The 4755-nt window shown below is 63.4% G+C and carries 5 protein-coding genes; 4 read left to right on the top strand and 1 reads right to left on the bottom strand.

Annotated features, from left to right (window positions below; translation table 11 throughout):
• Window positions 1-177: 177 nt before the first annotated feature.
• Together mntR and EOC06_RS32840 are read left to right on the top strand one after the other, a co-directional pair.
• Window positions 178-627 carry a manganese-binding transcriptional regulator MntR gene (gene mntR / locus EOC06_RS32835; protein ID WP_127271216.1) on the top strand — a complete coding sequence of 150 codons (450 nt, stop codon included), beginning with the start codon at window positions 178-180 and terminating at the stop codon, window positions 625-627.
• A 90-nt stretch (window positions 628-717) separates the two neighbouring features.
• Window positions 718-906, top strand: a complete 189-nt coding sequence (locus tag EOC06_RS32840; protein WP_027039292.1) for a hypothetical protein — start codon at window positions 718-720, stop codon at window positions 904-906.
• A 157-nt stretch (window positions 907-1063) separates the two neighbouring features.
• Here the strand turns inward: EOC06_RS32840 and EOC06_RS32845 are convergent, their stop codons facing one another.
• Entirely contained in the window at window positions 1064-3133 is a 2070-nt protein-coding gene (locus EOC06_RS32845) for a hypothetical protein (RefSeq protein WP_245470291.1), read from the bottom strand.
• A gap of 187 nt (window positions 3134-3320) precedes the next feature.
• Between EOC06_RS32845 and EOC06_RS32850 the strand changes: the two genes are divergently transcribed.
• Together EOC06_RS32850 and EOC06_RS32855 are read left to right on the top strand one after the other, a co-directional pair.
• The gene (locus tag EOC06_RS32850; RefSeq protein ID WP_127271204.1) at window positions 3321-4223 is read left to right on the top strand and encodes a neutral zinc metallopeptidase; all 903 of its coding nucleotides are present in this window, start codon (window positions 3321-3323) and stop codon (window positions 4221-4223) included.
• 156 nt (window positions 4224-4379) lie between these two features.
• Window positions 4380-4755, top strand: a 376-nt coding sequence (locus EOC06_RS32855; RefSeq protein WP_164898873.1) for an MFS transporter, incomplete at its 3' end; no start/stop codon positions are given.

Genomic DNA, 4755 nt, shown 5'->3' on the forward strand with positions numbered 1-4755 from the left:
ACATTATGCAATATGCTATATTTCATTGTCGGTGCTTTTTATTCTGCTGGCGGTATCGGGCGAACCCGCAATCGGAAGTCCGGTTGCACCTGTTGCGGAATGCAAATAAACGGCCTGAAGAATCAGAGCCCGTGCTATGAAAGCATGGATGGCAAATAGTCCTGGGAGGAGCGCGTATTGGCGCTGAAGAACAGACCGGTCCCGCGCGAGCCGCTGCTTGACGCCGAAATTCATTCGGAGGGCTTCCGGCAGCAGCGCGAAGCGCGCCGCAGCGCGCTGGTCGAGGATTATGTCGAGCTGATCGCCGACCTGATCGAAGACGGCAACGAGGCGCGCCAGGTGGACATCGCCGCACGCCTGGGCGTCGCCCAGCCGACAGTGGCCAAGATGCTGACCAGGCTGTGCGCCGACGGCCTGGTGTCGAGAAAGCCCTATCGCGGCGTGTTCCTGACCGATGCCGGTCGCAAGGTCGCGGAGCAAAGCCGCATCCGCCATCAGACGGTGGAAGCCTTTTTGCGCTCGCTTGGTGTCAGCGCCGAGACGGCGCGCATCGACGCCGAAGGCATCGAGCACCATGTCAGCGCCGAGACGCTGGAAGCTTTCCGCAAGGCGATGACGGCGCGCTGAGCCGCCAGATTTCCGGCGCTGCCGGAACCGTCGCACGCCGGGCACGTTGCTCCCGACACCGCGCGTTTTGTCGCGCGAACGGAGGAAGCGATGGGCATCGAACAAGCACCGACCGCAAAGGGCAAGCAGGCGGCCGCGGGACTGAAACAGGCGGCGGCGAGGGATGAGCGCAAGACCGAAACGGAAACGGGCCGTCCACTGAAAAAGGGCGCGGCTCGTTTCGAGGAACGTTCGAAGAGCTCCGACGGCAAGAGCGCCGGCGCCAAGCAGGAAGATTAGACGTCTGTCGTGATTGGCTGCAGGCCAAGGCCGCTGTTGGACGTGGTTTACGTCTTTTCTTACGGCAGTGTCTATCGCCCTCCGCTATGGCTGCGGGCGTTCGAGCCTTTTGAAAGGTCCAGTGGACCTTTCAATTTGCCTGCGGCAAACCGTTCCCTCACTCCCTGACATCCTGCACCCAGCTGCGCGGGTGGCCGTCGACGCGGAACTGGAAGATGAAATAGGGCGGGATGCAGGTGCCTTTGCCGGCTTCTGCCTGCGCCAGATCGTCATAGCCTGCGGTGCAGATATAGTCCTCGCGGCAGGGATGCGCCTTGTCGCAGGCGCGCAGGCCGGCGGTCTTGGTGAATTCCTTCGTGCAGAATTTGTGGTCCTTGCCCGACGCGATGCAGTCGTTGAAGCCGGTCTTGGCCAGACGTCCGCACGTCGCCTCGTCGGGAAGCTTGTCGCAGCTCGCCTTGCGCAGCATGCCACCGGGAAAGCCGCCGGTCTTCTGCTGCGGATTGTCGTAGCGCTGGCGCGCCGCGCCATAGCCGGCGAGCTTGACCGGCGGCTTCTTGTCCCGCGCCGGGTCGATGGCGCAGGCCTTGGCGGTGGCCGGGGAGAGGCGGCAATACTGGTCGTTGCCCCAGGTCGACATCTTGATCTCGCCGAACTCGACCGGGTCGCCGACGGCCGTGCCGGCCTCGCTGACGCAGGTGCCGAAGCCCGGATGGATGGCGCTTTCATGGACGCCAGCGCAGCGCAGGCCGGTGCCGCAGGTCCAGTCCTTGAAACTTGCATCCTCGCCGCGATAGCAGATCGAGCCCCAGCCATTGTAGAGGTCGGTGCCTTTCAGCGCCTCGGCATATCTGGCGTCCGGACGGGCGGCGAAGCCGCGCGTAAAGTCCGGGTGACTGCCGGCGGCGAACTGCTCGACGATGGCGCGGCGGCGCGGCAGGTCGGCGAAGAACACAGCCGAGCCCGGCACGAAGACGGCGTTGCGCCGCGGCTCGCTGGCCGGATCGGCGCCGGTGTAGTGGAAACCGGCAATGCCGCGCGTCTGATGGCAACCGGTGCAACTCATCTCGTTGAGCCGCAATTTGAAGCCGGCCGCCGACTTGATGGTGGCGAGCGTATTGCCCCTGGCGACATAGTCCTTCAGCGCCTTGTCGATGTCGGCGTCGTCGACCAGCCCGTAGACGATGTTGTTCTGCGACCGGCTGAGGCCGCCGGGTGCAACGGAGACGGCGCTCCTGGCCAGGAACTTATCGTCGACGACAAGCCGGCCGTGATCGAGGTCGTAGATGTTGCGGTCAGTGAGCAGCCATCTGGCAAAGGACGGCTTGTCGGCCAGCACGGTGGCGCGGTCGATCTGGTTTTCCATCTTCGCTTCATAGAAGCTGGACGTCGCCGGATCCCATTTGAAGATCTTCAGCAGGTATTCGGCATGACCGCCGAAATCGCGCCGCGTCGAGGCAGACAGGCGCAGCACCTGCATGTTGAGTTCGAGTCGCATGATCTGGGACGAATTGAGCATGGCGCCCGACAGCGGCCCCTCGTCGGAGCGCAGCCAGGCGGCAAGCTGGTCGGGTGGCAGATCTTTCTTTCCGGCTGCCAGCCAGCGCTGGGCAACATCGGCGCAGGACACATCGGTGGCGCTTGGCAGGTCCTTGGAGGCGCGCGCTTGTGCCTGCCTGGGTTTGGCGTTGAACACCAGGCTCATGGTCAACGGCAGCCGCGAGGAAATGCGCTGGCCCGCCTTTCCCTTCACCGGCTTTTCAGCGATCGAATAGTGGAAGCGGTAGATCAGCCGGATCTCGCCGCATTCGGTGTGGCCGAGATAGCCGCGGTCCATGCGGTTGACAACGCCGGTGAGGTCCAGCGTCGAGCCGCCGTCGTCGATGTATTTTGGATTGAATTTCTGGCTGGTGTCCTTCGATCTGGCCATGTCGGCGACATAGGGGTCCGGACTGGTCTTCGGCTCGTCGGCGATCTGCTGCTTGACTGTGTCGCGCACTGTCGCCAAAGCCGGTACCGAGAACAGACCGCGATTGTCGACCTCGCGGGTCAGGCCGAGCGCTGGCCCCAGCAGGCGGCTGATCGACAGTCCGCCGCGTTCCAATGCCTGCAAGGTGGCGGGGTCGGTGACGGCAACGCTGGAATCGAGCGTCACCGCGCCGGCTACCGGCGTGCCGAGGCAAAACAACGCCGCAATCAGCGACAGGAATGAACCGATCGTCTTCAAGCCCAATACATCCCCCATCCACGAGCAATGCTACAGGCCTTGCGCACTCTCGGCCAGAGCGGTGAGGCCGTCATGCCAGAACCGCCGCGGTCTGGAAAAATACTGTGACTTGGAGCAACCATTGAGATAGTTGTTTGTTGGGTTGAGCCCCGCAACAACGGGGAAGTTTGCAGCGCGAGGAGTTGCCATGCTCTGGAGAGGCCGTCGTCAGAGTGACAATATCGAGGACGACCGCAGCGGCGGTGGCGGGCTCGGCGGCGGCGGTGGCCAGTTCCGCATTCCGATCGGCGGCCGCACCGGTGGCGGCGGCAGCATCTTCCTCGTCATCCTGGTGGTGCTGGCCGGATGGTATTTCGGCTTCGATCCGTCGACGATCCTGGGTGGCGGCGGCGGACTGGCGCCGGGCGGCGGCGGCCAGATTACCGAGGACAGCGGCTCTGCTACGCCCGCCAATGATGAGATGAAGCAGTTCGTGGCGACCGTGCTGGCCGAGACCGAGGACACGTGGACCGGGATCTTCAAATCGCAGGGGCTGACATATGAGGACCCGAAGCTGGTGCTGTTCAGCGGCCAGATCCGTTCGGCCTGCGGCTCGGCATCGTCGGCCGCCGGGCCGTTCTATTGTCCGGGCGACCACAAGGTCTATCTCGATACAACCTTCTTCCAGCAACTCGACCAGCAGTTCGGCGCCTCTGGCGACTTCGCCCAAGCCTATGTGATCGCGCACGAGGTAGGCCACCACGTGCAGAACTTGACGGGCATTATGTCCAAGTTCAACCAGATGCGGCAAGGCATGGACCAGGCGGAGGCCAACCAGATGTCGGTGCGCATCGAGCTGCAAGCCGACTGCTTCGCCGGGGTGTGGGCGCATTTCACCGGGCAGAAGGGCATCTTGGAGCAGGGCGATTTCGAAGAGGCGCTCAATGCTGCCCAAAAGATCGGCGACGACACGCTGCAGAAGAAGACGCAGGGCTATGTCGTACCGGAAAGCTTCAACCACGGCACCTCGCAGCAGCGGCAGACCTGGCTGGCGCGTGGTTACAAGAGCGGCAAGCTGTCGGATTGCAACACGCTGAGTGGGCCGATCTGACCAGACCGTTTTCAAGCTTCACCTGCCGGCGATGTTGTCGTCAGGGGGTGTCAGGATAACCAGATTCGGCCTGTTCCCGCATTGTTCCTTGCCGCGAGCTCGCCTATAAGCTGCGTCCGCCTGCGCCTGGGGGCGAGCAGAGGAGCTTGACCCAGCATGATCGATCCCAAAACCGCCAGACGGGGCCTTGCGCTCGTCTTCACCACGCTGCTGCTCGACATTATCGGCTTCGGCATGATCATGCCGGTGCTGCCGGCCTATCTCAAGGAATTGACCGGGGTCAGCATCAGTGGCGCGGCGATCGAAGGCGGCTGGCTGTTCTTCGTCTATGCGGCGATGCAGTTCGTCTTCGCGCCGATCATGGGTGGCTTGAGCGACCGGTTCGGGCGGCGGCCGATCCTGCTCGCATCGGTGCTGACCTTCTCCATCGACAATCTGATCTGCGCGGTCGCCTGGTCCTACCCGATGCTGTTCATCGGGCGTGTGCTGGCCGGCATTTCAGGCGCCAGCTATTCCACGACTTCAGCCCTGT

The sequence above is a fragment of the Mesorhizobium sp. M7A.F.Ca.MR.362.00.0.0 genome, assembly GCF_004023175.1.
Lineage (GTDB): Bacteria > Pseudomonadota > Alphaproteobacteria > Rhizobiales > Rhizobiaceae > Mesorhizobium.

Bases quoted from the DNA above. Each gene is read 5' to 3' on its own strand.
- EOC06_RS32850 (WP_127271204.1), top strand. From the start codon at position 3,321: ATGCTCTGGAGAGGCCGTCGTCAGAGTGACAATATCGAGGACGACCGC.
- EOC06_RS32840 (WP_027039292.1), top strand. From the start codon at position 718: ATGGGCATCGAACAAGCACCGACCGCAAAGGGCAAGCAGGCGGCCGCG.